The 24,833-nt window shown below is 60.4% G+C and carries 17 protein-coding genes and 2 pseudogenes; 14 read left to right on the top strand and 5 right to left on the bottom strand.

Going from position 1 to position 24,833, the window contains the following annotated elements:
• The first annotated feature begins 469 nt into the window (after window positions 1–469).
• The 3 genes from IEW17_RS18380 to IEW17_RS18390 all read left to right on the top strand — a co-directional run bounded on the left by IEW17_RS18380 (window position 470) and on the right by IEW17_RS18390 (window position 3,167).
• Window positions 470–1,801 carry a Zn-dependent hydrolase gene (locus IEW17_RS18380; protein ID WP_188563526.1) on the top strand — a complete coding sequence of 444 codons (1,332 nt, stop codon included), beginning with the start codon at window positions 470–472 and terminating at the stop codon, window positions 1,799–1,801.
• Window positions 1,802–2,019: 218 nt separating this feature from the next.
• Window positions 2,020–2,463 carry a helix-turn-helix domain-containing protein gene (locus tag IEW17_RS18385; protein WP_188563527.1) on the top strand — a complete coding sequence of 148 codons (444 nt, stop codon included), beginning with the start codon at window positions 2,020–2,022 and terminating at the stop codon, window positions 2,461–2,463.
• Between the two features lie 5 nt (window positions 2,464–2,468).
• Window positions 2,469–3,167, top strand: a complete 699-nt coding sequence (locus IEW17_RS18390; protein ID WP_188563528.1) for an IS630 family transposase — start codon at window positions 2,469–2,471, stop codon at window positions 3,165–3,167.
• Here the strand turns inward: IEW17_RS18390 and IEW17_RS18395 are convergent.
• Window positions 3,164–3,796, bottom strand: coding sequence for a hypothetical protein (locus IEW17_RS18395; protein WP_188563529.1), 633 nt, complete (start codon window positions 3,794–3,796; stop codon window positions 3,164–3,166). The two genes, IEW17_RS18390 and IEW17_RS18395, sit on opposite strands and share 4 nt — an antisense overlap.
• Window positions 3,797–3,888: 92 nt before the next feature.
• Here IEW17_RS18395 and IEW17_RS18400 point away from each other — a divergent pair, with 92 nt between their 5' ends.
• The 9 genes and pseudogenes from IEW17_RS18400 (at window position 3,889) to IEW17_RS18440 (ending at window position 20,988) form a co-directional block, all read left to right on the top strand.
• Complete coding sequence (locus IEW17_RS18400; protein ID WP_188563530.1) at window positions 3,889–4,503, top strand: hypothetical protein; 615 nt, start codon at window positions 3,889–3,891, stop codon at window positions 4,501–4,503.
• Window positions 4,504–4,673: 170 nt separating this feature from the next.
• Complete coding sequence (locus IEW17_RS18405) at window positions 4,674–6,245, top strand: hypothetical protein (protein WP_188563531.1); 1,572 nt, start codon at window positions 4,674–4,676, stop codon at window positions 6,243–6,245.
• A 258-nt stretch (window positions 6,246–6,503) separates the two neighbouring features.
• A pseudogene (locus IEW17_RS18410) lies at window positions 6,504–7,509 on the top strand (IS701 family transposase).
• 501 nt (window positions 7,510–8,010) lie between these two features.
• Window positions 8,011–11,493: a DUF8696 domain-containing protein gene (locus IEW17_RS18415; protein ID WP_188563532.1), complete on the top strand. Its 3,483-nt coding sequence runs from the start codon at window positions 8,011–8,013 to the stop codon at window positions 11,491–11,493.
• Window positions 11,494–11,564: 71 nt separating this feature from the next.
• Window positions 11,565–12,536 carry a PorP/SprF family type IX secretion system membrane protein gene (locus tag IEW17_RS18420; RefSeq protein ID WP_188563533.1) on the top strand — a complete coding sequence of 324 codons (972 nt, stop codon included), beginning with the start codon at window positions 11,565–11,567 and terminating at the stop codon, window positions 12,534–12,536.
• Window positions 12,537–13,773: 1,237 nt separating this feature from the next.
• Entirely contained in the window at window positions 13,774–15,096 is a 1,323-nt protein-coding gene (locus tag IEW17_RS18425; protein WP_188563534.1) for a tetratricopeptide repeat protein, read from the top strand.
• Window positions 15,097–15,371: 275 nt separating this feature from the next.
• Window positions 15,372–16,856 (top strand): M20/M25/M40 family metallo-hydrolase, encoded by a 1,485-nt coding sequence (locus tag IEW17_RS18430; protein WP_188563535.1) that lies wholly within the window; start codon window positions 15,372–15,374, stop codon window positions 16,854–16,856.
• A 254-nt stretch (window positions 16,857–17,110) separates the two neighbouring features.
• The gene (locus IEW17_RS18435; RefSeq protein ID WP_188563536.1) at window positions 17,111–17,629 is read left to right on the top strand and encodes a hypothetical protein; all 519 of its coding nucleotides are present in this window, start codon (window positions 17,111–17,113) and stop codon (window positions 17,627–17,629) included.
• Window positions 17,630–18,927: 1,298 nt separating this feature from the next.
• Window positions 18,928–20,988 carry an ATP-binding protein gene (locus tag IEW17_RS18440; protein WP_188563537.1) on the top strand — a complete coding sequence of 687 codons (2,061 nt, stop codon included), beginning with the start codon at window positions 18,928–18,930 and terminating at the stop codon, window positions 20,986–20,988.
• An 8-nt stretch (window positions 20,989–20,996) separates the two neighbouring features.
• On the opposite strand, the gene IEW17_RS18445 is transcribed toward IEW17_RS18440, so the two are convergent.
• A protein-coding gene (locus tag IEW17_RS18445) for an IS5 family transposase (RefSeq protein WP_229749126.1) occupies window positions 20,997–21,819 on the bottom strand; the annotation gives its coding sequence in 2 pieces (ribosomal slippage) (window positions 20,997–21,453 and window positions 21,452–21,819; 825 coding nt in all).
• Between the two features lie 320 nt (window positions 21,820–22,139).
• On the opposite strand from IEW17_RS18445, the pseudogene IEW17_RS21535 reads away from it, so the two are divergent.
• A pseudogene (locus tag IEW17_RS21535) lies at window positions 22,140–22,274 on the top strand (family 20 glycosylhydrolase); the annotation flags it as partial.
• A 78-nt stretch (window positions 22,275–22,352) separates the two neighbouring features.
• Here the strand turns inward: IEW17_RS21535 and IEW17_RS18455 are convergent.
• The 3 genes from IEW17_RS18455 to IEW17_RS18465 form a co-directional block, all read right to left on the bottom strand.
• Window positions 22,353–22,658 (bottom strand): NIPSNAP family protein, encoded by a 306-nt coding sequence (locus IEW17_RS18455; RefSeq protein WP_188563538.1) that lies wholly within the window; start codon window positions 22,656–22,658, stop codon window positions 22,353–22,355.
• 94 nt (window positions 22,659–22,752) lie between these two features.
• On the bottom strand, window positions 22,753–23,133 hold the full coding sequence (locus tag IEW17_RS18460; RefSeq protein WP_188563539.1) for a copper resistance protein NlpE N-terminal domain-containing protein: 381 nt from the start codon (window positions 23,131–23,133) through the stop codon (window positions 22,753–22,755).
• Window positions 23,134–23,876: 743 nt separating this feature from the next.
• Window positions 23,877–24,155 carry a DUF1294 domain-containing protein gene (locus IEW17_RS18465; RefSeq protein WP_188563540.1) on the bottom strand — a complete coding sequence of 93 codons (279 nt, stop codon included), beginning with the start codon at window positions 24,153–24,155 and terminating at the stop codon, window positions 23,877–23,879.
• 318 nt (window positions 24,156–24,473) lie between these two features.
• Here IEW17_RS18465 and IEW17_RS18470 point away from each other — a divergent pair.
• Window positions 24,474–24,833 (top strand): helix-turn-helix domain-containing protein (locus tag IEW17_RS18470; protein ID WP_188563541.1); only part of this gene is annotated, 360 nt, incomplete at its 3' end.

The raw sequence follows: 24,833 nt of genomic DNA on the forward strand, positions 1-24,833 counted from the left end.
TGAGGTGTCTTTCATGACGAAGGAAAGATACCACCCTGTTCTGTCCAGATTTACTAGACCACCTCATACCACACCACCGGCCCGTTGGGTTGACCGTTTTGGACGGCCACCGTTTGGCGCAACTCTCCGGAGGCGTAATACGATTTGACTATCTGCGCAGGCGGGTCAGCAAGCGCACTTTGGCAGGCCACACACAGGCCGAAGGCGGCGCCCTCAAGGCCCAGCTGCTTCCAAGTCTTCAATGTAGTAAGGCAGATAATTACAACGGTAAAGGTATCAGGATACAGCGTTTAAGAAAACGGCCCGAAGGCGAACGAGCACTATTTAGGCAAATGGGCTTACTTTTCCTGCCTGGTCGCTGGTCGGCTCCATCTCGTGGCGCAGCCACCCGGCGTGTCCGTTGTCTGCCGGCTCTGGGTACGAACCTTACGAAACAAGATGTCGCTGCGGCAGACTTTACGCAAGAATCATGGAAAGAAGAACCTTCCTTAAAAACGCCTCCCTAACCGCTTTGGGCGTAAGTGCCTTTGGCCTGCTGGACGCCTACAGTAAACCGGCTGCTTTGGGCAACAAGTTTCGGGTAAACGAGCAGCGCATCATCGACCGCATTACCCAGTTAGCCAAATTTGGGCGCGACGAGCAGGGGCATGGCTACCGGGTGGCGTATACCAAAGGGGATATTGACGGCCGGGCTTGGTTTGTCGAACAGATGAAACGGGCGGGGCTTGACCCAACCATTGATGCCGCCGGCAACATCATCGGCAAACGAAAAGGGAAGAACCCGTCCCTCAAACCCATTGCCTTTGGGTCGCATATTGACATGGTGCCGGACGGCGGAAACTACGATGGCCCGTTGGGGGCAATCAGTGCCCTGGAAGTCATTGACGTGCTCAACGAACAGCGGATGCGAACGGAGCATCCGCTGGAGGTTATCATTTTTGCCAATGAAGAAGGTGGCACGATTGGCAGTATGGCCATGGCGGGCGGCTTAACCAAAGCGGGGTTGCAACAGAAAAGCCAAAGTGGGCTAACCATGGCGGAAGGAATTAAGGCGATTGGCGGCAATCCCGACAACATTCAATCCTGTATCCGAAAAAAAGGGGACCTCCACGCCTGGGTGGAATTGCACATCGAACAAGGGGGCATTTTGGCGCGGGAAAACGTCCAGATCGGGGTCGTAGAAGGCATTGTGGGCATTGAGCACTGGGAAGTAACCGTCGAAGGTTTTGCCAACCATGCGGGCACCACCCCCATGGCCATGCGGCAAGATGCCCTGCTGGCCTCCGCCCGCTTGATCATCGCCGTCCAGGAAGTCATCACGTCGGTCAAAGGCAATCAGGTGGGCACGATTGGTAAAATGGCCATCACCCCCAATGCCTACAACGTAATCCCAGGTAAAGTGGTAATGGGTTTGGAGATACGCGATTTATCCGCCGATAAAATCGAGCGGCTCTTTGGGGAGATAGAAAAACGGGCCGCCGCCATCGCCACCGAGAGCCAGACAACCATCCGGTTTGAGAAACAAGCAAACGCCTCCAAACCCGCCCTCACGAACAAGGCGTTGCAGCAAACCATCACGGCCGCGGCCAGGACCCTGGGGTTGAGCACCAAATTGATGCAGAGCGGGGCGGGGCATGATTCCCAGGAAATCGCCGCCATTGCCCCGGTGGCCATGATTTTCGTTCCCAGTGTGGGGGGCATCAGTCATTCGTACCAGGAATCGACCAAACCCGGGGACATGAGCAATGGGGCGAATGTGCTCTTACAAACGATACTGGCCATTGACCAGGATAAGGCATAAGCAATGCCCTTAAAAAAACCGTCCCGAAAGATTTGTAAGCGTACGTGCCCGTTTTTCAGTTGCTCCTTCCCGCAGGCCATAAACAGGACGGCACTGTCAGCGTGGCGGAATCGCGCGCAGGCGGCGCTTGCGCAGATGCAGCAACCAGCTAAACTAGTGGTTTGACAACTTAATTTAGGGGGCGATAGTTCTGCTAAGACACGTTTCATTTCTCGCTCATGGCCCGCCCCACACAACCCGTTCATCTGCCGCTTGCGGACCAATCTGCCCTGCGGGCCATTGTCAAAAAGGGTACCCACAAGAGCCGCACCATCACGCGGGCCAACGCCCTGTTGCGGATGGGTGCCGGCGGCAGCGCGTCGGCCGTCCAAGTCCAGGCAGGCATTTCCTCCACCCAGTACCACCGCCTCAAGCGCCGTTACCTGGACGGCGGCCTGGCCAATGCGTTGGAAGAGCGCCCGCGCAGCGGGCAACCGCCAAAGGTGACGGCGGCCGTGGAGGCCCGTATAACGAGCCTGGCGTGCAGTGAGTGGCCCGCTGGTGCCTCCCGCTGGACGTTGTCTTTGCTCAACGAAAACTTGGTTTCGCTGGGCTATATCGACACGATTTCGAACGAGGCGATTCGACAAGTGTTAAAAAAAGCAAACTCAAACCCTGGTTGAGCGAAATGTGGTGCATCGGCACCATCACGGGCGACTACTTGGCCAACCTGGAAGAGGTGTTGGACGTGTACAGCCAACCCGCCGAAGCGGGCGTGGTGCGCCTCTGCTTTGATGAACGGCCCTGCCAACTGCTCGACCACGTGCTGACCCCGATTCCGCCCAAGCCCAACGCCACGCGCAAAGAACACCAGGAGTACGTGCGCAAAGGCGTGTGTAACGTGCTGCTGGCCTACAACCTGGACACGGGCCAGCGCCACTTGCAAGTCACAACGACCAAAAAAAAGGGCGACTACGCCCATTTTATGGACTGGCTCGTGCAAACGCACTACCCGGAAACGCCGAAAATTAAGCTCGTGCAAGACAACTACAGCACCCACAGCTACGGCGCCTTCTATGAAAACCTGCCCGTCGAAACGGCCCGCCATCTGCGGCTCACACTCGAATTCCACTACACCCCCAAACACGGCTCCTGGCTCAATATGGCCGAAATTGAGTTCGCCGCGCTTTCCCGCCAGTGCCTGGACCAGCGCATCGGCACCCAGGAACGACTCGAAGCGGAGGCCGTGGCCTGGGAAGCCAAACGAAACGCAGCGGCCGTCAAGGTCAACTGGTCCTTCACCACCGAAAAGGCCCGTGATAAATTGAAAAACAGGTACGCCGAAGTGACCAAAGTAACTGACGAAATTAAACTGTCAGACCACTAGTGCGTAACTAGAAAGAATTCTGTCTCTTCTGTGTTGCGTATGCCCTTATCCCATTCGTCCTGATTGAATGTGGAATGGGCCGTCCACGAATAGCTTATCCACGAACGGTCTTCACTCAACGGTAACCAGCCGATGGCTGGCCAAACCGGAGTGAAAACGAGAGCGGCATTCAGCAGAATGGAGCACTGTGAAAAACCAGTCAAGTCCTTTCGCCGGAGGGGCTGGGTGGTCAAAATGTCATAAAACGCATAGCCTGTAAGGCCCCGCAATTTGCGGCCGTAGGTGTAGTGGCAAGGTGTCAAGGCAATTTCTAAGAAAGAGCCTTCTTTCTTAGTTCTAAAGCTTTTTTGGGTTGTATTCTTCCTTGCATTCGTCTTGCTTGTCGTCGCATCCGCACTATCTTCCTCAAGCGAAGAAAAGGTTTTCACTACGTCCATGATAACCCCACATCGCTCGGTGCCGGACATAGCATCAAACCCGGGAGTGCTCAGTATCTGCGCGGTTTCTTCCGGCGTAGTTCTAAATAATTTGCGCCCCACATGCATAAGAAACACCCCGTCCTCCACAACGGTCCGGCAAGTGATGGAAGCTTGAGGGTGGCGTTGAAGCTGTAACAAGAAACATTTCATGTTCACAGTGTACAAAATATTCCTGCTATAAGTAGACGGGCATTGCGCGGCAGGCACAGTACCTTTAGCGCGGTTTGCTTAGCCTACAGTACATGAAACACCCTTACTTCTGGTTACTCCTCCCCCTGCTAAGCTGGGGAAGTCCGGCGCGGGCGCAGCTGAGCAAGTTTCACGGCGGCCTCGGCGCAGGGCTGGTTCAGCTGCATGCGGTGACCCAGTCAGCCAATCCCAACAACGCCGGCCTGGTTACGACGGATGCTAATTTGGCGCTGCTGAGCCTCAACCTGGGCTTTGACGCGCCGCTGTATCAGTTTGGGGACGGAGAGCAGTCGCTGGGCATTTCGCTCAACGTGGCGGGTGGGCTGATGGGCACGACGCGCACCGACGTGGATGGCTTGAATGCCCAATTTATAGTGGACCTACCGCAGTACGCAACCTACCGCTACGGAGCTAAAGCCACCAAGAACAGCCAGAAGGACTTCGGGGTGGGCGTGGGGCTGGGCTACCGGTTCTGCAAATTCATCCTCCCCTTCAACTCGCCCAGCGCCATGCTGGAAGGGGTGTACGCCACGACCCGTACCGACTATTTTCTTCGCTTCAGCGCGGACCTGCGCCCCACCAACTTTTACAGCCCCGACCCCGGCGGCGGTCCCACCGAAGAGATACGCATCCGCGAGTTCCAGGTGCTGCTCGGCTACTCCTTCTGACTTTATGCCTGGGAAACGAGTAACTCTTGTTCCTTTTCAGTCCCAACTGGCGCAGAGCCATCCTTCGCACACCAGCACAGAACCGCGCCGGTTCAGGCGGTAGTTTCCAGTGAATTGCCCAATACTTGGTGCGATTCTTTCCCTCCCTTCCATCGTTACGTTCCGATTTAATGCCTCCCTCCAGCTTCCGCCTGCCCAATTTTCAGTATCATCTCTTGGCGGCGGTGCTGGCCTTTAGCACGGGCATCTTACCCGCCACTGCCCAAACCAAGCTGGTGGCTACCATTACGCTGCATAAAAAGGAAATTCCCGGTGCAGTGGTCCAGCGGCAAGACGGCAGCGTTGCCCTATTCCTGTCCCAGCCCGGAGAAAGCGCCGTCCGGGTGCTGCTGCTGCAACCCGACGGCAAAGTGAAATGGGAGAAGTCCATTGTCAAGATGCAGGGCCTGCGGGTACCCATCGACCCCCAGCAGCCCACGGGGCCGCTCAGCCAGACGTGGATAGAAAAGCTGTACCCCACGCTGGAGCCGCTGGAAGTGTTTGCCCAAGGCAACACCCTTTACGCGGCGGAAGTGGTGGACCGGGACCTAGAGCGCCTGGAAAAACAAGGGGACGCCCGTCACCACGACATCGTGCTGCAGCGCGTGGATTCGGCCGGCGCCCTGAAGCGGTTCGTGCTGCCCTACGCCGACATTTCGAAGCACATCAGCGTGAGCAGCATGGGCAGCTACGTAGAGGGCGGCGTGTTTTACCAAATAAGCCGGGAGGTTAGTTCCCGCCAGGGCACGGACGAGTACTATTTGAATTCCTTTGACCTGGACAGCCAGGCCCGCCAGCACGTGCCGCTCCAGCTGGCCAAACTCAACAACAGCCGATGGGCGCCGAATTTCAAGGAATCCTGGAAGCTGCTGGGCCATTGCAAAGGCATTACCTACTTGTGCCGGCGCTACAAGTCCAGTACCGGCTCCACGCCCGAGCCCCTCGTGCAGCAGCAGTACGAGCTGCTCGGCTTCGATAATCAGGGAAAGCAGGTCGCCGCTATGCAGCCAGGTCTGGGGCTGGGTGATTACCGCATCGTGGGCAAGTCCCTGCGCGAGGCGGCCTTTTACCTCGACCCCGCCACCGAAACCCTGCTGGTGAGCGGGGCGTATCAGCAAACCAGCAAAAACCGGTTGTTGCAGGAGCCCGTTACGGCCGGTTTTTTTCTGGACCGGTACGCCCTCACCGGCCAGCAGCTCTCGCACCAGCAGGTGGCCTACGCCGACGCGCTGCCTGCTCAGCAGAAGGCACTGGTCCAACAACTGGCGGAGAGCGACGGCGTGATGGTTTTTTCCGACCCGGCAACCCAAAAGCTGGTGGTGGATGTCGCCCTCAAAGGCAGGTACGCGGCCCTGTACTTTGATGAAAAGCTGCAATTCGCGAAATCAGTGGTTACGAGTGAAAAGGAGCGCCGCAAAAGCCTGATGGCAACCGAGTACGTGTATCACCTGTCTCCGACCGTCAAGAACTATTCGTACAACTCCAACTATATCACCACTCCGGTCATGGGCGAGATTTTGCCGATTTATTATTTTCAAACCAGCGCCCCCCTTCACCAGCAGACCTACGCGCTGGTACTCAAAGCCAAAGACAACCAGCCGTACCGGCGCTACATCGGCACGGCGGCGGGCGGCACGGGACGCATGGTGTTGGAAATCAGTGAGCCGCAAGGCGGAACCGTGAAAATCCATACCATTCAGTAAGCCCTTGCCTGGCGTAGAAGCGCCCAGGAAAAGGGGCTCGCCTAATGTCTGGCTTCCACTCCCGCCCCCTACCAAGCTAAGCCATACGTCACCGGGACCAGCAGGTCGAGCAGGCGATACCCCAGGCCTCCACAATCCGTGCGAACCGCCTTATCTGAACCAGAGAAATCACCGTTTCGCTGAACTCCTGCACCGGCAAACGAACCCCTTTTATTCAATTAGGACTTACGCAAAAGGCGTAACTTGAAAGGAAAAGCTATGAAAGTGACCGCGCAACTTTACGGGCAGTTTCTGGTGAGCAGCCAGGTGAACTATACGGGCACGTACCTGGCCGACCACCTGGATGGGCTCACGCACGACAACGTGCGCTATTTTCTCAAGACCAGTCATTTCACGCCCCGCCAGCTCTGGCAGCAGGTGTGGCCGCAGGTCGTGCTCAGCGCCCGGGGCTACGTCTTGTTCGACGACACGGTGCTCGACAAGCACTACAGCCGGCGCATCGAACTGGGTTTGTCGCCAATACAGCGGCAACGCCCACGGCGTGATTGCCGGCATCGGCCTGGTGACGTGCGTGTACGTCAACCCCGAAACCGACCAGTTCTGGCTGATTGATTACCGCCTCTTCGCCCCCGACGTGGACGGCAAGACCAAGCTCGACCATGTAACCGACATGTTGGACCAACTGGCCCCGCGCGGCATCCTTTACCGGACCGTGCTGATGGACAGCTGGTACGCCACAACGGCCCTGTTCAAATGGCTGCTGGCGGCGGGCAAGACGTTTTATTGCCCCCTGAAAAGCAACCGCCTCGTCGACGACTCCGGCGACCAGCAGCCCTACCAGCCGGTGGGCTGCCTGTGCTGGTCGGCCGAGGAGGTAGCGCAAGGTAAGATACTGAAAGTAAAGGGGATGTCAAGGGATTGCAAATTGAAACTCTTCCGCGTACTGGTGTCCACCCACCGGACGGACTACCTCGTGACCAACGAGGCCGAGCCCCGCGACACGGCCGCTGCCGAACAAGAAAGCAACGTCCGCTGGACGATTGAGCCGTTGCACCGCGAACCTAAGCAGCTCACCGGCGTGCAGGCCTGCCAGTGCCGGCTGGCCCGCAGCCAGCGCAACCACATCGCCCTGGCCGTGCGGGCCTGGACCCGCCTCAAACAAGCCGCCTACCAGACCCAACGGACGGTTTATCAGCTCAAACAAGGCTTTTTGGATGCGTACATGAGACATGAATTAATCAAATCAGCCCTGGCTTTTGCGTAAGTCCTATAGCTGTAGCCGGACGGGATAACCCGCTGACTAACCGCTGGGAACTGCTGCCCGAAGCCACCGACCTCAAAAACGGCGGCGACCGCGAAAGCCACCCCGCCATCATCCCGGGACTTTTTTCGGCCTAGCAAAAAGGCCAGGTACAGCCCCCCGCGCAGACCGGCACCTACCGGTTTTTTATCTTTGCCTCTGATGGCCATGGCAACGTGGCCACCGGTAACATTTCGTTTTATGTGGGGGGGTACAACGAGGCGAAATCTGACCTGTAAAAGCCAAGCGTTGGAGACAATTCTTCTTGGTTATTCCGCTTGGCATCATCACTTTTCAGGCACTATCTTGCATAATACTGGCTAACAGTGCGTAGTTTTACTGAGACCGGTTGGCAGCGCTTTCCATAGTGGTGACTGGTTCTCAGGCCTCGTTTCCTGAGTACGGCGAGTCGTGCTTTTCTTTTAAGGTACCCGCTTGTCTGTCAACTTACTTACCTGCCTCGCTATGCCTGCAGAGCTATCGCACACTGCCCTTCTCAATACTGATACTTCCCGCCTGCTTAGCGCTGAGCCCGGCCCACCGGCCCGCGCCGGCAGCCGGTACTCCATCCGGCGTGGGATACCGACGAGCAGCTGGTTCCTGCTGGTGCTCCTACTCCTGCTGAGTGGTGGGGCCACGACTGCCTACGCGCAAACGGCACCCCCTCCGGAGTGCAGCCAGGATGAGAAGTTTGCCAATACTTGGTATTTCGGTTACAAGGCGGGGCTCGACTTTAATGCCGCTACTGATTCCATCCCGCCTAATGCGCTGACTGATGGCCAAATGACGGCCCCCGCCGGTGCGGGCGTGATGTCGGACGGCAACGGCAAGATTCTCTTCTACAGTAACGGCGACACCATCTGGAATGGTAACCATACCATCATGACCAATGGCACGGGCATGGGCGGCAACCGGCTGGTCACCGATGGACCCCTACCCATCAGAATGCCCGGCAGCCCGCCCCCCACGATGCCGGGTGCGGAAACCCGCTACCTCATCTTCACGCAGGATGCCAGGGGCGGCCCAAAAGGCCTGAGCTATTCGGAAATTATCATTCCAGCGGGCGGCGGACCTGGCACGGTGGTAGCCGCCACTAAGAACACGCCGCTCACCCAAGGCACCACCGAGAAAATGACGGGCGTATTTCACAAGAACGGCTGCGACATCTGGATTATCGTGCACGGCTGGGGCAATGCGAAATCCGGCACCGCCAACCGCGGCGACGCCTTTCTAGCCTATCGCGTGCGCACGACTGGCGTAGACCCAACGCCAATCATCTCAACGGTGGGCTCGCTGCATGCGTCGAGCGTGGCCCCGATGGGCTACCGCGGGCAAATGAAGGTGACTCCCGACGGCCAGCAGTTGGCGGTGGCCCGCTTCAGCGAGGTCGTGGGCGACAGCAGCAGCAGCGTAGAACTGTTTAATTTCGATGCCGGGACGGGTAGGGTCAGCAACCCGAAAATCATTGACAGCAAGGAAGGGGGCTACTACGGCGTCGAATTTTCGCCGGGCCGTAGTCGGCTCTACGCTACCGTGCTAAACCCGCTCAATCCTCAGTTGCTGCAGTTTAATATCAGCGGCACCGGCACGGCCGGCAAGCAGGTCATTCCGCTCAGGCAAAGGACGCCGGTGAACCTGGGCTCGATGCAAGCCGCGCCCGACGGCAAAATTTACGTGGCCCGCGAAAATCAGCCCGCGTTGGGCTTCATCGCCTATCCCGACTCGCTGGGAGCCAGGGCCCGCTACGCCGACGACAGCCTGAAACTAGGCGGCCGCCGCAGCGGCCTGGGCCTGGTCAATTTCAACCAAAGCTCTTTGTTGCGGGTGGGCTTCGGGGCCCAGTCCACGGCCTGCCTGGAATTTACTTTTCAGGCCCCACCCATCGATTTCGACTCGAAAACCTACGCGTGGAATTTCGGCGACGGCACCCAATCCACGGTGGAGAACCCCACGCACACCTATCCCGCCCCTGGCAACTACGTAGTGACGTTGCGCATTACGACTGCCTGCTTTTGCCGCCAATCGCAGGGCCTGATTCGGGTGCCCGGCCCACCCACGCCGGGCAGCATCGGGGCCAGTCAACCGTTGTGCGCGGGCGCCGCGCCGGCGCCGCTCACCAGCACGGCCGCAGCCGGCGCGGGCACCGGGCAGTTTACCTACCAGTGGCAATCGTCGCCGGACAATTCCACCTGGGCCGATATCGGCGGTGCCAACGGCCCGAGTTTCGCGCCGGGCGCCCTGACCGTCACCACCTACTTCCGCCGGTTGGTGAGCTCGGGCTTTTGCGCACCGCGCACGCCCTCCGCCTCCGTGACCATTACCGTGCTGCCGGTGCTGGTAGCCGGCGGCATCGTCGCTGACCAAACCGTTTGCGCCGGTACTGCGCCTGCACCGCTCACGAGTACTGCCCCGGCTACGGGCGGCAGCGGCACGTTTACCTACCAGTGGCAATCGTCGCCGGACAATTCCACCTGGACCGATATCGGCGGTGCCAACGGCCCGGGTTTCGCGCCGGGCGCCCTGACCGTCACCACCTACTTCCGCCGGTTGGTGAGCTCGGGCTTCTGCGCACCGCGCACGCCCTCCACTTCCGTGACCATTACCGTGCTGCCAGTGGTGGTAGCCGGCGGCATCGCCGCTGACCGAACCGTTTGCGCCGGTACTGCGCCTGTACAGCTCACGAGTACTACCCCGGATACGGGCGGCACCGGGCAGTTTACCTACCAGTGGCAATCATCGCCGGATAATTCCACCTGGACCGATATTGGCGGGGCCACCAATCCGACGTACGCGCCGGGTGCCCTGACCGTCACCACCTACTTCCGCCGGTTGGTGAGCTCGGGGACCGGTATCTGCTCAACGGCGGTTTCCAATGTTGTTGCGGTACGGGTGCAGCCCCTCGTGACGCCCACCGTGACCTTGGCGGCCCCGCCCGTACAGTGCCCCGATACTCCCCTGACTTTCACGACCGTATTTTCCAACGCAGGTCCCGCGCCGACGTTCCGCTGGTTCGTCAACAACGTGGCCGTGGCCAGCGGGCCCACGTTCACAAGCAGCACGTTGGTCACCGGCGACCAGGTCCGGGTTGAGGTGACGCCCACGGCAGGACTGTGCAGCACGGGGGTGGCCACGGCTACTGTTATCGTGACGCGCACCTCGACACCGCTGCCCGCGCTTACCATTGACGTGCAGCCGGGCGGTCCCGTTTGCCCGGGCGCGCCGCTTACGTTCAGCATTGCCAGTGTGAGCAACGCCGGCCCGGCCCTTACCTATCAGTGGCTGGTGGACGGCAACGCCATGACGGGTGCTACGACCCCGGTTTATACCAGCACAACCCTGCGCCAGGGCCAGATTGTGACGCTGCGCCTGCGCACGACCAACGGGTGCGGACAGCCGGTTACGGTCGTCTCCAATGGCGTGGCGGCGCGCATCAGTCCGCCGGTTGATGTGGATGCCGGCCCCGACAAGGAGATACTGGCCGGCACATCCGTGACGCTGGAAGGCCGCGCCGATGGCACCTACCCGGTGACGTGGACGCCGGCCACGGGGCTGACTTTTTTTGGTAACGACCAGCTGCGGCCTTCGGCTTCGCCAACGGTGACCACGACCTACACGCTTTCGGCCGGTGCCGGCGGCTGTGCCGACTCCGACGAAGTGACCGTCACCGTGCGTCCGCCCATCCGCATTCCCAACGCCTTCACACCTAACGGCGACGGGCGCGATGATACCTGGCAGATTGAGTTCATCGAGCAGTTTCCCGACAATACAGTGACCGTGTTCAACCGTTGGGGCAACCGAATTTTCTCGGCCGATAATTACAGCCGAGCCAATGAGTGGCGCGGTGATATCAACGGCCAGCCCGCACCGGTGGGTACCTACTACTACGTCGTCATCACGAAGGGTCCCTTGGGCAAGTCCTACAGCGGGTCGATTACGGTTTTGTATTGATAAAGCTCCGGGGGCCGCTTGCCGAAGCTGCACCACCTGCTTCCCAGATAGTCAATAAGCTTACTGCTGCCATGAAAAGAGCCCTACCGCTACTGCTGCTATTACTGCTGTTGCTGGCCAGCACCCGCGCCCAGGCCCAGCAGCAGGCGCAATACAGCCAGTACATGAACAATAACTACATCCTGAACCCGGGTGCCACCGGCGTGGAGGATTACATTGACGTCAAATTTAGCTACCGCACCCAGTGGACGGGGTTGGAAGGGGCACCTAAAACTTACTACGCCAGCATCAGTTCGTCGTTGGGCAAGTGGCGCAGCACCCCCGAGCGCACCATTAACGACCGCCGCCGGCCGTTTCACGCCGTGGGTGGGCTCGTGTACAACGATGTGACCGGGCCCACGAGCCGTACCGGGGCCTACGTTTCCTACGCCTATAACATGGTGCTAACCCCCGACCTCCGGCTGGCGCTGGGCATGTCGGCGGGTATGCAGCAGTTTGCCGTCGATGGGCAGCAACTGCGCTTTTTCGACCCCACTACCGTAGCGGCCAGTGCCGCGTCGCGGGTGTTAGACGGAACGGTGGGCGTGTGGATGTACAGCTCCAAGTTCTACGTGGGCCTATCGGGCGCGCAGCTGCTGGGCAACAAACTCAACTTCTCTTACGGGCCAAACTCGCTGGACGCCGGCACGGGAAACACCCTGAAACGGCACTACTTCCTCACGGCTGGGGTGCGCCTGCCGCTCAGTGATGACTGGTCACTGGTGCCGTCAGTGCTGGTTAAAACCGTGAACCCGGCCCCGCTCTCGGTCGACCTTAATGCCAAGCTTAAATACCAGGACCTGCTGTGGGTGGGCGCATCCTGGCGCGCCTTCGATTCGGTCGTTGCAATGGCGGGCATCAGCTACGAGCAATTCACTTTGGGCTATTCCTACGATGCCGGTTTCTCCAAACTGGCCGGCTACAACGGTGGCAGCCACGAGATACTCTTGGGGTTGCGGATTAAGAAAAAAGCCCAAGTGGTGTGTACCAACCGGTTCTGGTAGAGTCGTGCCTTGTGGGGCTTTGAGGTGGTACAGAAATTCTGTCATTAAAAAGCAGCGGCTCCATCCATTTCAAGCAATCCCCAACGAAGTTGCCCAAAGCCCACGGGTGCCCCGAAAAAGCAAAAACCCCATTCACAAATTGTGAATGGGGTTTTTTGTAGTCGTGTAAGGCATCGAATCGCACACGCCGTATTTTCCAAACGCCCATAAAATCCGTTAGCCACGACTTCGTGCTTTTTCCTTCACAGTGGAAAACAGGTTAATATTTTCCTTTCATCCGAGAAGCACTATGTTTTCCCGCAAAAGCGCCCTTTTGGCAGATAGGGATTCTTCTTGCAAAAGGACGGATTTACACGTTAAGCACTTAACGATTTAATTAGCTGCCCTATAGCAGTGAATCAAAGCTTGCCTATCAGAAAGGAAATCCTTCCTGACAAACTCAACATACCCTCCGTATTGCCTGGAATCGTACTTTTTATAGTGATTTTGAAACTACCCTGTTTGGTAAATGGCTGCTGGATGCCTTAACGTGCAAACATATTATATATACCTCACTTTGAACAAATTATCACTTGGGCGCGGCTCAACAAGTCAGGTTCAATAACCCAAGGGACTGTTTGTTTTTGGACTGCCTTTCTGAATCTCGTTTTCCGATTTTATTAGCTTGGCATGCAATGAAATACTCATAATTAGTGAGTTATGACTGTATGAGTTTGACTCAAAACAGCTTTATAGTAATTTTATCCCCTTGCTGCTACAAGAAGACCGACCTGAACGAACGCCAACGCCCGCCAGCGCTCGCTGGGGAAAGCCGCCTTCACGCCGGTCGTAGCGCCCCGGATGGAGGGCTGGCCGCGACCCCGCCCATCGGCTCCGGCCCGTGAGCCGCCGGAACACCCAACGTGGGCCGGTGCCGACCGGGCAGAAGGGTTTGCTGGGGGAGGAAACGGCGCGCCAAATGGCCGCGGGAGGCGGCGTGTGCATCGGGGCACGCCACCGGGAAAAACCGGATAAAAAGCGGACAGAATTGAAGCAATCGGAGAATATTTCCCGCCCTTGCCCCACCAGACCCGGGATAGGACTTATGGGGACGGCGGCGCTGGCTATATTCGTCGGGTTAAGGAGCCTTTTCTCCGCCGATTATCGTCGAACTGCCATTTTTTGTTTCGAGTCGGCCCGTGTCCTGCCGTTGCCCCGGTTGCACTAAAGCCTTATTCCACTCCACCGGTCCCGCCCCATGAATGAATGCTACTCTTTTCGCCGGCTGCTTCCTTTCATCGGCCTGGCCTCGCTGCTTACCTTGGGCGCCGCGCAGGCCCAGGTGCTCCGCCCCCCCGCGCCCGATACCCTGCCCATCATGCAGCAAGTCGCGCTCGACAGCGTGACGGTCGCTCCCGTGGCCGTGGACACCAAAGAATGGCTGTTGCTCAACAAGGATATCCAGACCGAGCTGGACGGGGCGGTTCACAACCTCTATAATTTCAAGTTCGACAAGGCCGAGAAGCAGTTTCGCTCGCTGCGCCGCCGCTACCCCCAGCACCCGATGGCCTACTTTCTGCTGGGGCTGAGCACGTGGTGGAAAATCATGCCCTCCAACACGCACAACGAGCAGTACGACAAGACGTTTTACGCCTACCTGGACACGGCCATCGTCAAGGCCCAGCGCCTCTACGACGCCGACCACCAGAACTACGAGGCCAGCTTCTTTCTCTCGGCCGCCTACGGCTTCGACGCCCGCCTGCACGCCGAGCGCCGCGACTGGCGCAAGGCCACGGTGAGCAGCAAACGCTCGCTGACCTACCTGCAAAAGAGCCGCGAGGCCAACGGGCTGAGCCCCGAGTTCGCCTTCGGGGAGGGCCTGTTTAACTACTACGCCGTCTGGATTGCCGAGGAGTACCCCTTCCTGCGCCCCGTCCTGCTATTCTTTCCCAAGGGCGACAAGCAAAAGGGCCTGGCCCAACTCCAGACCGTGGCCCGCCAGGGCTTCTACACCGGCACCGAGGCCCGCTTCTTCCAGATGCGGATTATGGCCAGCGAGCGGGAAGACAAAACTGAGGAAGCCATCCAGACCTCCCGGGGCCTGGTGCGGGAGTTTCCCGACAACGCCTGCTTTGCCCGCTCCTACGCCAGCCACGCCTTTACCGAGGGCGACATGGCCGAGTGCGAGCAGACCAGCCGCGACATTCTCACCAAGCTCAACAAGGGCCTGCCCGGCTACGAGGGCTTTAGCGGCCGCGTGGCCGCCCACTACCTGGGCTACGTGATGCAGAACCGCTACCGCGACTACGCCAAGGCCCGGGACTACTACCAGCGCTGCCTGGTGTTCTCCGAGTCGGTCAACCAGACCAAGGGCGGCTACTACCTGTTCTCGCTCTCCAACCTGGGCCGCATTGCCGCGGCCAACCGCGACGTGACCGAGGCCCGCCGCTACTACGAACAGGTACTCGCCCAAGCCGAACGCAAGTCCGAGCGGTACAAAGAAGCCCGCACCTACCTGAGCAAACACCCGGCGGCGCCGCCGCCGGCGCCGCCGCCGGCTCGTCCCGTCACCTGGCGCTGAGCAGCCGGTGATTTCTTCCCCGGCCACAAAAGAGGCCCTGGCATTACTGCCGGGGCCTCTTTTAGGCACGCTGCGGCGCGGGGAGCGGACCACCGGCGGTCCTGCACGAGATGTCCGCTTCGCAGCCCTACCGGGCGGCCTACCCGGCCCGGTGGCCCGGCGCGGCCACCGGGAGCACTGCTCCACGTAGCGGGTAAATCCGTTCCTTTGGAAGAAGAACTCCGATAACCGACGACGTTTCCTGCTTTTCCGCACTTCCTTGCCCGCTGCCAGCCATGTCCTTCCGCCGCCTACTGCATCAGAACCGTCTCTTTCTTCTCTTTGCGCTGCTGGCATTCGTTGGCTTTCTCACGGTTCGGACGCTGCTTTTTGGCGCCCCGCCCCTGCCCGCTCAGGCGGCGGTACCCGCCCCGCCGCCGCTGCCCGCCGCGGCCATTGCGCACCTGCAGCAAGCCGTGCGCTTGCGAACCGTTTCGGTCGATACCTCGACGGCCCCCGATACGTCGCAGTTCCTTGGCTTTCGGCGGCTGCTGCGGCGGGCCTACCCCTTGCTGCACCGCCGCCTGCTACCAACCGTGCTGGGCGGGTACACGCTCCGTTTTGAGTGGAAAGGGCAGGACACCACGCTGAGCCCGGTGGTGCTCCTGGCCCACTACGACGTCGTGCCTGTGGAAGCTGCGACGACCGGCCGCTGGCAGCACGCTCCTTTCAGCGGGGACCGCGCCGATGGCCGCATCTGGGGACGGGGGACCATCGACAACAAGGGCAATGTCATCGCCCTGCTGGAGGCCGTCGAAACCGCCCTGCAACAAAACTACCGGCCGGCGCGGACGGTGTTCTTGGTGCTGGGCCACGACGAGGAGCTGGGCGGCTGGCGCGGCGCGCGGCTGGCGGCGCAGCAGCTGCAGCAGCGCGGCCTGCGCCCGGCGTTTGTGCTCGATGAAGGCGGCTACATCACCCAAAAGAAAATACCCGGCATGGCCGGCACACCGGTTGCGTTGATTGGAACGGCCGAAAAAGGCTACCTCACCCTGCACTTGACGGCCCGCCTGCCTGGCGGCCACTCGTCCATGCCGGAAGCAGAAACCGCGCTGGGCTTGGTGGCCACGGCCGTCGCCAGCCTGCAACAGCAATCCTTTTCCGCTTCCCTGACGCCGGCCATGCAGGACTTTGCTCGGTACGTGGGCCCGCACCTGCCGTTTACCAAGCGTCTGGCCTTTGCCAACCAGTGGCTGATGCGGCCGCTCATCCTGCGGGCCTACTCCTCGACCGCGGCCGGTGCTGCGGCCGTTCGCACGACCCTGGCGCCGACCATGTTTCAGGCGGGCATCAAGGACAACGTGGTGCCGACCACGGCTACCGCCACGGTGAACGTCCGCCTCCTGCCCGGCACCAGCGCGGCCGACGCCCTGGCGCAGGTGCGCGCCTGGCTGCCCGACCCCCGGGTCAGCGCGTCCATCGTGGGCCGCGTTTCCGAGCCAACGGCCGCGGCTTCCCCCAAATCCCTGGGCTACCGCCTCGTCGAGGCCCAGCTCCGCCACCTAGTGCCCGGGGTGCTGCCCACGCCGTTTCTGTTCATCGCCCAATCCGACGGCCGCCATTTCCAGCCGCTCACGCCCAATGTGTTCCGCTTCTCGGCAACCAACGACCCGCAAGAGCTGCACGGGGTCGACGAAAGCGTTGCGGAGACGGATTTCCTGCTGACCTACCGCTTCTTTGCCGGATTTTTACGGGCACTTCCGGCAAAGCCGGCCATCTGAGGTGGTCTAGTTAATCTGGACAGAACAGGGTAGCACGAGACTAGGAACAGAAAGTACCGGCAGGGAAAATCTGGGCAGGCGGGCGTCTCAAAATACGGTGCGTTGTTGCGAGGGGGTGCGCGCGGACCGGTCGTGGCCCGCCCGCTTCCGGGGCCGCGAAGGCGCGGGATGGGCAGCTGGGCGTGCGGCATTTCGCGCGTAATTTTGGCCGCCTGGACGGGCGCCACCCAACCCACAGACCCGGTCGATTGACGATGAAAACAGTACACTGGAAGCGCGCGAACTGGCTGGCCACGCGATTTGTCTTCGACCTGGAGCAGCAAGCGGTGGGGCACTTGCTGTTCCCCAGTTCGTGGAATTTTGACGCGGTGTACACCGACCGCGACACGCAGTTGCGGTTTGCGCAGCGGAGCTTTTGGACCGGCGACGTGTCAATCACGCAGCAGGGGGAACCGATTGGGACGATTCGCTTCGGCGTGTTGGGGGGGCAATCGCTGACCCTCGTGACTGGCGAACGCTTCCGGCTGTCCACCGGATTTTGGCAACAAGCCGCGTCCTGGCAGAAGGAAAACGGGGAAACCGTGATTCGGTACGAGCACGCGGCCCTGGGTTCCAGGGGTAAAGGCATCGTCTGCTCCCCGGACGCGCTGCCCCCGGCACTGGAAACGTTACTGCTCAGCAGCGGGGTGTACGTTCGGCAATTGACCCAAAAGCGCACCGCGGTGATGGTGGCCATCGTGATACCTCTAATTGCCGGGGCTAATCGGCACTAAAGCGGGGGCGGTGGGGCGGCAAGCGCCCCCGGCTCGAAGCCGCTGTTGCCCCGGTTCGATGGCCGCTTACTCGCCCGCACCCCCCGCCGCGGGCGGTCCGTTGCGAACACGTATCGGGTGCCTTGCGTGGGGTAAGAAACGGACCAAAGAGTCTAGCGAAAGAGTCCCAAGGTAAACGAAGCTCGTTCACCAAAACGAGCGTTTAGGAAGTGATTGCCTTAGTAGTGCTTGACGTAGCCGCGCACGAGCTGCCGCTGCAACGAATCGAGCGTGGCCGGGCCCACCTGCAGTTCTTTGCGCAAGGACGGCGCGATTTGCGCAAACGTTCGTTGGCGGCCCTGTCGCGGGTGTTGAAGACGGTCAGGTGGCCGTCGGCGAGCACGAAGTAGTTATGGAAGCTGAAGTGCTGCCCGCTGTGGTCCCGCAAATGGGGAACCGCCCACGCTTGGCTCAACAAGCGGTAGGCGTACCACCCCGCGCACCCCGCAGCAGGCGTCCGGGTCAGCCGATGGCACTCAATGGCCACCGTGTCGTGGGCAGCCAAGGGCGTGGCCCGCTTGCCGTGCGGCACGAGGCCGTCGGGATTGGCCGGGGTTAAACAACGCGCGACGAATTGGCGGGCGGTGGCACTCGTGTCGCTGGATACCCAGGTATAGGCAGTGCCTTTGGCCCCGGCAGGCCCGGCAGGGTTCGGGGCAACCGCCACCTGGCCCCAGGCGAGGGTAGGCAAACAGCACCAGAGCCAACACAAACAACGCATAGGGAGAGCAGTAAGGTGGAAAGGCACCCAGCTACACCACTTCGTTCAGGAAAAGGGTCTCAGGGTAAACGAGGTCCGTTCAAAGTAAGGAGCGTTTTGCCAGCTTTCTCCTACTAAGTGCCTGCACAAAATTAAACGAGGTATTAGGGCCTCATGCTGAGCTTGTTGAAGCATCTCTATCGCTTCGTTGAACGACCCTGATGAAACGGTAGGGATGCTTCGACAAGCTCAGCATGACGTTCTGATTTCACAATTAATTTAGAATAAGCGCTTAGTAGATGCATCGACAGGCGAACGCAAAACAAAGTATGGTCTTCTAAATGGTTCTTATGACACACTAAACAGCACTGAGTTTGTTGTCAAATTGGCTGCGTAATGCCCGCCTAATGTGACGGCTGCCATCGTGGAAAAGCGCGCCTAATGTGCTTATCTTTAGGCGCGCCCATAGCGGGCGCTTGCTCGCTTGAAAAGTTTGTGGTGGCGCCGGGGCGCGGTCGTTTTGTGGTTGCTGGGGTGGCGAAACGCGACCGGCTCGCCCGTGCAGTTTCCAGTCGCCGACCGGCTGCGGGCCGAGGTGCAGGCCCACGCCCGGCCCGACACCGCTCGCGTTCACCGGCTCAACGCCCTGGCCTTGGTGCTGCGCAACAATGTCCCCGAAGAGTCGGCGACCCTGTTTCGGACGGCCCTGGCCCTGGCACAACGGCTGGGCTACCCCGCTGGCATGGCCGAAGCGCAACTCGGCCTGGGGTTCTATTACCGCCACCGCGGCGAGTATGGGCTGGCGCAGGCATATTCGGAACAGGCCAACAAGACCTTTGCCCAAACCGGCAACCACCAAGGCCAAATCCGCAGCTTCTACAACCTGACCTGTATTTTTCTCGACCAAGGCCTGCTGGCCAAGTCCTTGCAGACTAACCTCGCCGGACTGGCCCTGGCCGATGCCGGGCACGACCGCAAGTGGCAGGCGTTTCTCAACACCCAGCTTGGCATCACGAGCGTCCATCTGGGCGAATACGCCCGCGCCCGCCAGCACCTGCGCGAGGGCCTGCGCTGGGCCGTGGCCTCCGGTGACCAGCCCAGCGTGGGCCACGCCTATTCAGGTATCGGCGAACTGTACCGGGCCCAGGGGCAGTGGGCTGAAGCCCAGCGCAACTACGAGCAGGACGCCGCCAACTACCAGCGAATGCGCGACGAAAGCGGTATTCTGTACGAGGACATTAACATCGGCGACATGCTGGAGCGGCAGGGGAAGGTGCCGCAGGCCTTGGCCTACGGTCGCCGCAGCCTGGCGCGGGCCTTGCGCCTGCAAAGACTGGGCGAGGTGACGCGCGCTCAGTTGCTGCTGGCCCGCACGCACTTGCACGCCGGCCGGCCCGATAGCGCCTTCTGGTACGGGCAGCGGTGCCTGCTTGCCGCGCAGCGCAGCGGGGCCAAAAGCATCAGCCGCGATGCCAGCCAAGTGCTCGCCCTGGCGTCGGCCCGGCGCGGGCGCTTCGACGACGCCTACCGCTACGAGCAACTGTTCGGCTCGTTCCGCGATAGTCTCAACACCAGCGACCAGCAGCGCAAGGTGGCGGTGGTGGAGTTTCGCGCCGAGCTGGCCAAGAAACAGGCTCAGATTGGCCTGCTTACCCGCAACGACCAGCTCATGCGCGCCCAGAACCGCCAGCAGCGGTGGTTTTTGCTGGCCGCGCTGCTGGGCCTGTGTGCCGTGGCCGGCCTGAGTTGGAGCCTGTGGCGTAACATCGGCCGCAAGCGCCGCGCCTACGCCCTGCTCCGCCGGCAGCAGGACGAGCTGCGCCAGGCGCAGGAACAGTTGGTGCAGGCCGAGAAAATGGCGTTTCTGGGCGAGCTCACGGCCGGTATCGCCCACGAGCTGCAAAACCCGCTCGCGTTCATGAAAAGCTTCGCCGAGGTGAGCACCGGGCTTGTAGAAGGCATCGGCCGGGCGCGGCCCGGTGCGGGACTGGGGCAGGACATCTTGGCCGGGCTGAAGCAAAACCTGCAGCAAATCAGCCAGCACGGGCAGCGGGCCTCATCTATTATCCGCGACATGCTGGCCCACTCGCGCAGTGGAGTGGCCCCACGCCACCTCACCGACCTCAACGCCTTGGTGGCCGACCATCTGCGCCTGGCCTACGACGGTGCCCGCACCATCGACCCGACTTTCACCGCCGTGCTGCACCAGGACTTCGACCCTGCCCTGCCCCCGGTGAATGCCGTGGCCCCTGACCTGGGCCGAGTGCTGCTCAACTTATGCGCCAATGCCCTGTATGCCGTGCGCGAGCGCCAGCAGTTGGCTGCTGCGGACCCCGGCACGGCGGTTACTCCCTACGTGCCCACGGTGACCGTGAGCACCCGGCGGGCGGAGGCCGGTCAGACGGTAGAAATCCGGGTGCGCGATAATGGCACGGGCATGCCCGCCGAGGTGCAGGCGAAAATCTTTCAGCCCTTCTTCACTACCAAGCCCGAGGGCGAGGGCACGGGCCTGGGCCTGTCGCTGAGCCACGACATCGTGACCACCGGCCACGGCGGTACCCTGCGGGTGGAAAGCCGCGAGAGTGAAGGCACCGAGTTTGTGATTAGCTTACCTGGTTAACTTGAAGGCTATCCAAACAGACAATTGTACCAAGTAATTCGGGCGCTAGCAAAATGAAGCATGGCCGAGTAGTTTTCGGAGTTTTTGGCCCGCCGAATGAGCAAGTACCGAAAGCGGCTGAGCCAGGAGTGGGTGCGTTCCATGACCCAGCGTCGGGCTTTCTGGCCGGCTTTTTTGGCTTGAACTTCCTCGCCTCGGGGCCGAATGTAGGCCGTGTCGCCGAGCGCGGTGAGCGTTTCGCGCACCTGTATGGCGTCGTAGCCCGCGTCCCGACACAGGCCCTGCTCGCCTCCGGCTGCCCGGTGGACGTCCCGAGCGGCTTCGGCGACGGGCGGTAAGCCTGCCAAGGTGCTGTCCACCAACTTCACGTCATGCCGGTTGGCCCCGTCGAGGACCAGCCCCACCGGAATGCCCCGTACCTCAGTCAGCCGGCTGCACTTGACGCCGCCTTTGGCGCGGTCCGTGAGGGGGGCTGTTTATTTCCCCACCCAGCGGCGCTTTGTGCAGCGAGCCGTCGAGGGCTAACCAGGAGAAGTTTAGTCCAATCAAGTCGCCCAGCGTCTCGTCCCAGAGCCGAGCAAACACGCCGGCCTGCACCCTGTGTTGGGACCGGCTGTGGGTCGTGAAGCCTTTGCACAAACCCATCGCATTCAGTGCTTTCCACTGGCAGCCGGTGCGCAAGACGAAGAAGATGGGAATCAACACGTCCCGGTCGGGGATGCGCCGACGATAGCAGTCCAGCGGGTGGGCCTTCGGCACATGCACAGGCAGTAAGGGCGCTAACCGCTTCCAAAGCGTGTCCGAAAGAGTGAATTCTTGAACTGTCGCCAGGACCCAATGTTAATTGCCTATTTGAATAGCCTCTTAACCCTTGCGAAGCTGGCTAATCCAAAGAACAAGGTTCAGAACGGCCATTCAGAAAGAAATGGCGTGTTGTTTATTGGTTCCAGCTTTTAGAGCTGCACAAGAGGGGTACGTTCTACCAATAACCCGGATTTTTGCTGTAGTTGGCCTTCAGGAATCTTACTGTAATTTTATTTCCTCGCGACCATTAAAAAGCCACGTTGTAAGCAGCTTAGCTAATCCGAAAGAACGCCAGGCGGAACGAAGAGAAGCATTGCTGCCGCTTTGTTGAACTGCCCTACGTGCGCATCACCGACCAGCCAGCATTTCGGTGGCGCGGGGCCATACTCGACGTGAGCCGCCATTTCTTTCCGGTTGCCTTTGTTAAGAAGTACATCGACTTTCTGGCCACGTATAAGCTCAACACATTTCACTGGCACCTGCCCGGGCGGTGCCTCCCGCGCCGGGGAGGCCGCCCGGCCTGCGGGCCAACGTCTTCGCTGCCGGGCGGCGGGGTCCGCTCACGCAAACACCGGTCGGAAGAAGCTGCGCTCGTAGCTGATGATGCAGCGCGTGTCCTCGGCAAACTGGAAGGCTGCCTGGCAGGCCGGGTCCTGGGCCGCTTGCTGGCGGTAGCGCTCGTACGCGGCCAAACTGTCGAAAGTGAAGAGCGCCAGCGCGACGTTGTTGGCGCCTTCCCCGGGCAGGAAATACCCGTGGTGCTGGCCGCCGAACCGTTCAACCAGCGGAATCCATAACTGGCCGTAGTGCTCAAACGCCGCCAGTTTGGCGGGGTCCAGCACGTAGCGGATGTAAATTGTGACCATAGCCGTTGTCAATTAGGTGAAACCGGGTGCGCCGAAGAACAAAGAAACGGGACAGCGGGTCCGCGGCGTGAATCGAAAGGAGAGGATGAATGCGCTAGTGCTGTCGGGTTAAGGTCAGATAGTCTCGGCAAAACTGGTAGCGCTCCAGTGAGTCCGCAGAGGTGTAAAGGTGAAGCGTGTCCCCCGACAACCGAAATGCGCGCTGCTGAAAGAGACGGGTCTTTTTCGCCTGTTCTACCGGGCGGCGCTTCGGGGGACGGGAAGTCAAAACGAGGGTGTTGCCAGCTTTATGCCACGTTCCGTGGTAGGTGCGGGCGTTGCGTTCAGAGTGGTACTGGCTGGTGTATCGAAAGGTCGAATCCGGCGACAGCGTGAGCGTCAAGTACGAGTACCGCGGCCGCCCTCCTACGAAGGTTTCTTTTTGCTGCTGCGGAGCAGGGGCCTGCAGAAGCAGTAACGAGAGCGAAACGTACATAGGAAAGAGGAAAGCAACTATCGTTCAGTCACGACTTACTGAGTTGGAACGAGGATGCGAGCAGGCTTCTACGGAACAGGGGTTCATTGTAACGGTCGGATAGCTACGACGTCAGGACCGACGCCAAGCGGCTGCGAGCAGCAGCAGTGCCCCGCCAAGCCCGGACAGGACCACTGTGCCCCAGAGCCACCAATCTTGGCGCATGTGCGGCTTAAACACCCAGTGGCCATGGTAGCCAACGGCCATGACCAGGAGCGTGAAGACGCCTACGAGGAGCAAAAAGGCCGCACAGGTTTTCATAAGTGACGCGTAAGGGGGTGAGAGCGACGAGCGTTCGCATGCCGGCAAAAGGTACCACGCAGCAGACCCATGTGTTTTGGCGGAACGCATCTACAGTCGGTTTTTGACCGGGTTGCCAGACTAAATTTCAATTGGTAACAAGTTCAGTTGGTAACAAGACGGCCAGGGCTGTTCAAACAAAGGGTCGTGACTGCTGCAGACCTGTTGAGCAAGTTTGCTGAGTCAGTTCGTTGAGCGTGCAACACCAAAAACACGTTTCACAGGCCTGATTACCCCTTAAACACCGCTCCAATTGGCTTCCTGGGCGGTTGCTCCGGGTTCTGCAACAGCCACGGTCGTTTTTTTGAACCCCATCGAATGACCGCAGCTGCGCTTCGGCTCTGGAACTCCCAGTGCTTGACTGGTGCAGGGCCCAGCTCCCCACAGGCAGCCGTTTGACCCGGCTACAACGGCGCCTGAAAATAGGGCCACGCGAAATAGAGCACCGCCCCTTGCAGCAGCGTCAGCCCCAGAGTAACGCCCCAGAAAGCGGCTTTGCGGTTTTTATGGCGCAGCAGCAATATAGCCGCCCACGCGCCGGGCGCCGCGCCGGGCAGCGTCGCGAGGTGGAGCGTTTTTTCGGCAATGCGCCGCTGGCTCCGTTGGGCTTTGCGTTTATCCAGGGCGAAGAGCAGGAAACACATCAGATTAAAAAACAACAGGCAACTGAGGAGTATTTTCATGGTGCGGGAGGCGGGCCTTTCTGATTCGTCTGTTCCGGGTTTCGGCCCGGGTGGTCGCGGCACGGGTCCGAACCGGTTGGGCGGGTTCAAAAAGGGGCTAGGAAGACGCGATACCAGTGGGTTGACAGACGACGATTACACCAGCGGGGCCGCAAGTTATTGCGCTGCGTTCAAGGAAACGGTCGGAAAGGTAGGCGCGGGTGGGGCGCTCCGCTTCGGCCGCGCTCCCCAGCGCAGGGCAAAAACACCAGAGTGTAAGTTATACTCATCGCGAATAGGTCTGCGAAAGAAGTCGGCTAAAAGTACTAAACTTGTTTAATGAAAGGGCACTTGACAGCAACTGAGCGCGTGCAGCTACGGCAGTGGCAGAAGCAACGGCGCGATGATGACGGCTACGTCAAAGTCACGGTGGTGCTGATGCTCGATGCCGGCTGGCCCGTGGCGACGGTGGCCGAGACGCTGGGCCTGGACGAGGCCACGGTCTACCGCTACGTCCGCGCGTTTGCCGCGTTGGGGCTGGCCCGGTACCTGGCCCATGAGCAGCCAGGCTACTGGGGCTTGCTGACCAGCGCCCAGCTGGCGCACCTGTGCCAGCAGGTCAACGCGACCCTTTACACGGACTGTCAGCATGTGCGAGACTGGCTGTTGCGCACGTACCAGGTGCACTACTCACGCTCG

The sequence above is a fragment of the Hymenobacter frigidus genome, assembly GCF_014640435.1.
GTDB classification, from domain to species: Bacteria; Bacteroidota; Bacteroidia; order Cytophagales; family Hymenobacteraceae; genus Hymenobacter; species Hymenobacter frigidus.

Excerpts from the sequence above, each read along its gene's own strand:
- IEW17_RS18380 (WP_188563526.1), top strand. The coding sequence starts at position 470 with ATGGAAAGAAGAACCTTCCTTAAAAACGCCTCCCTAACCGCTTTGGGC.
- IEW17_RS18385 (WP_188563527.1), top strand. The coding sequence starts at position 2,020 with ATGGCCCGCCCCACACAACCCGTTCATCTGCCGCTTGCGGACCAATCT.
- IEW17_RS18390 (WP_188563528.1), top strand. The coding sequence starts at position 2,469 with ATGTGGTGCATCGGCACCATCACGGGCGACTACTTGGCCAACCTGGAA.
- IEW17_RS18395 (WP_188563529.1), bottom strand. The coding sequence starts at position 3,796 with ATGAAATGTTTCTTGTTACAGCTTCAACGCCACCCTCAAGCTTCCATC.
- IEW17_RS18400 (WP_188563530.1), top strand. The coding sequence starts at position 3,889 with ATGAAACACCCTTACTTCTGGTTACTCCTCCCCCTGCTAAGCTGGGGA.
- IEW17_RS18405 (WP_188563531.1), top strand. The coding sequence starts at position 4,674 with ATGCCTCCCTCCAGCTTCCGCCTGCCCAATTTTCAGTATCATCTCTTG.
- IEW17_RS18415 (WP_188563532.1), top strand. The coding sequence starts at position 8,011 with ATGCCTGCAGAGCTATCGCACACTGCCCTTCTCAATACTGATACTTCC.
- IEW17_RS18420 (WP_188563533.1), top strand. The coding sequence starts at position 11,565 with ATGAAAAGAGCCCTACCGCTACTGCTGCTATTACTGCTGTTGCTGGCC.
- IEW17_RS18425 (WP_188563534.1), top strand. The coding sequence starts at position 13,774 with ATGAATGAATGCTACTCTTTTCGCCGGCTGCTTCCTTTCATCGGCCTG.
- IEW17_RS18430 (WP_188563535.1), top strand. The coding sequence starts at position 15,372 with ATGTCCTTCCGCCGCCTACTGCATCAGAACCGTCTCTTTCTTCTCTTT.
- IEW17_RS18435 (WP_188563536.1), top strand. The coding sequence starts at position 17,111 with ATGAAAACAGTACACTGGAAGCGCGCGAACTGGCTGGCCACGCGATTT.
- IEW17_RS18455 (WP_188563538.1), bottom strand. The coding sequence starts at position 22,658 with ATGGTCACAATTTACATCCGCTACGTGCTGGACCCCGCCAAACTGGCG.
- IEW17_RS18460 (WP_188563539.1), bottom strand. The coding sequence starts at position 23,133 with ATGTACGTTTCGCTCTCGTTACTGCTTCTGCAGGCCCCTGCTCCGCAG.
- IEW17_RS18465 (WP_188563540.1), bottom strand. The coding sequence starts at position 24,155 with ATGAAAATACTCCTCAGTTGCCTGTTGTTTTTTAATCTGATGTGTTTC.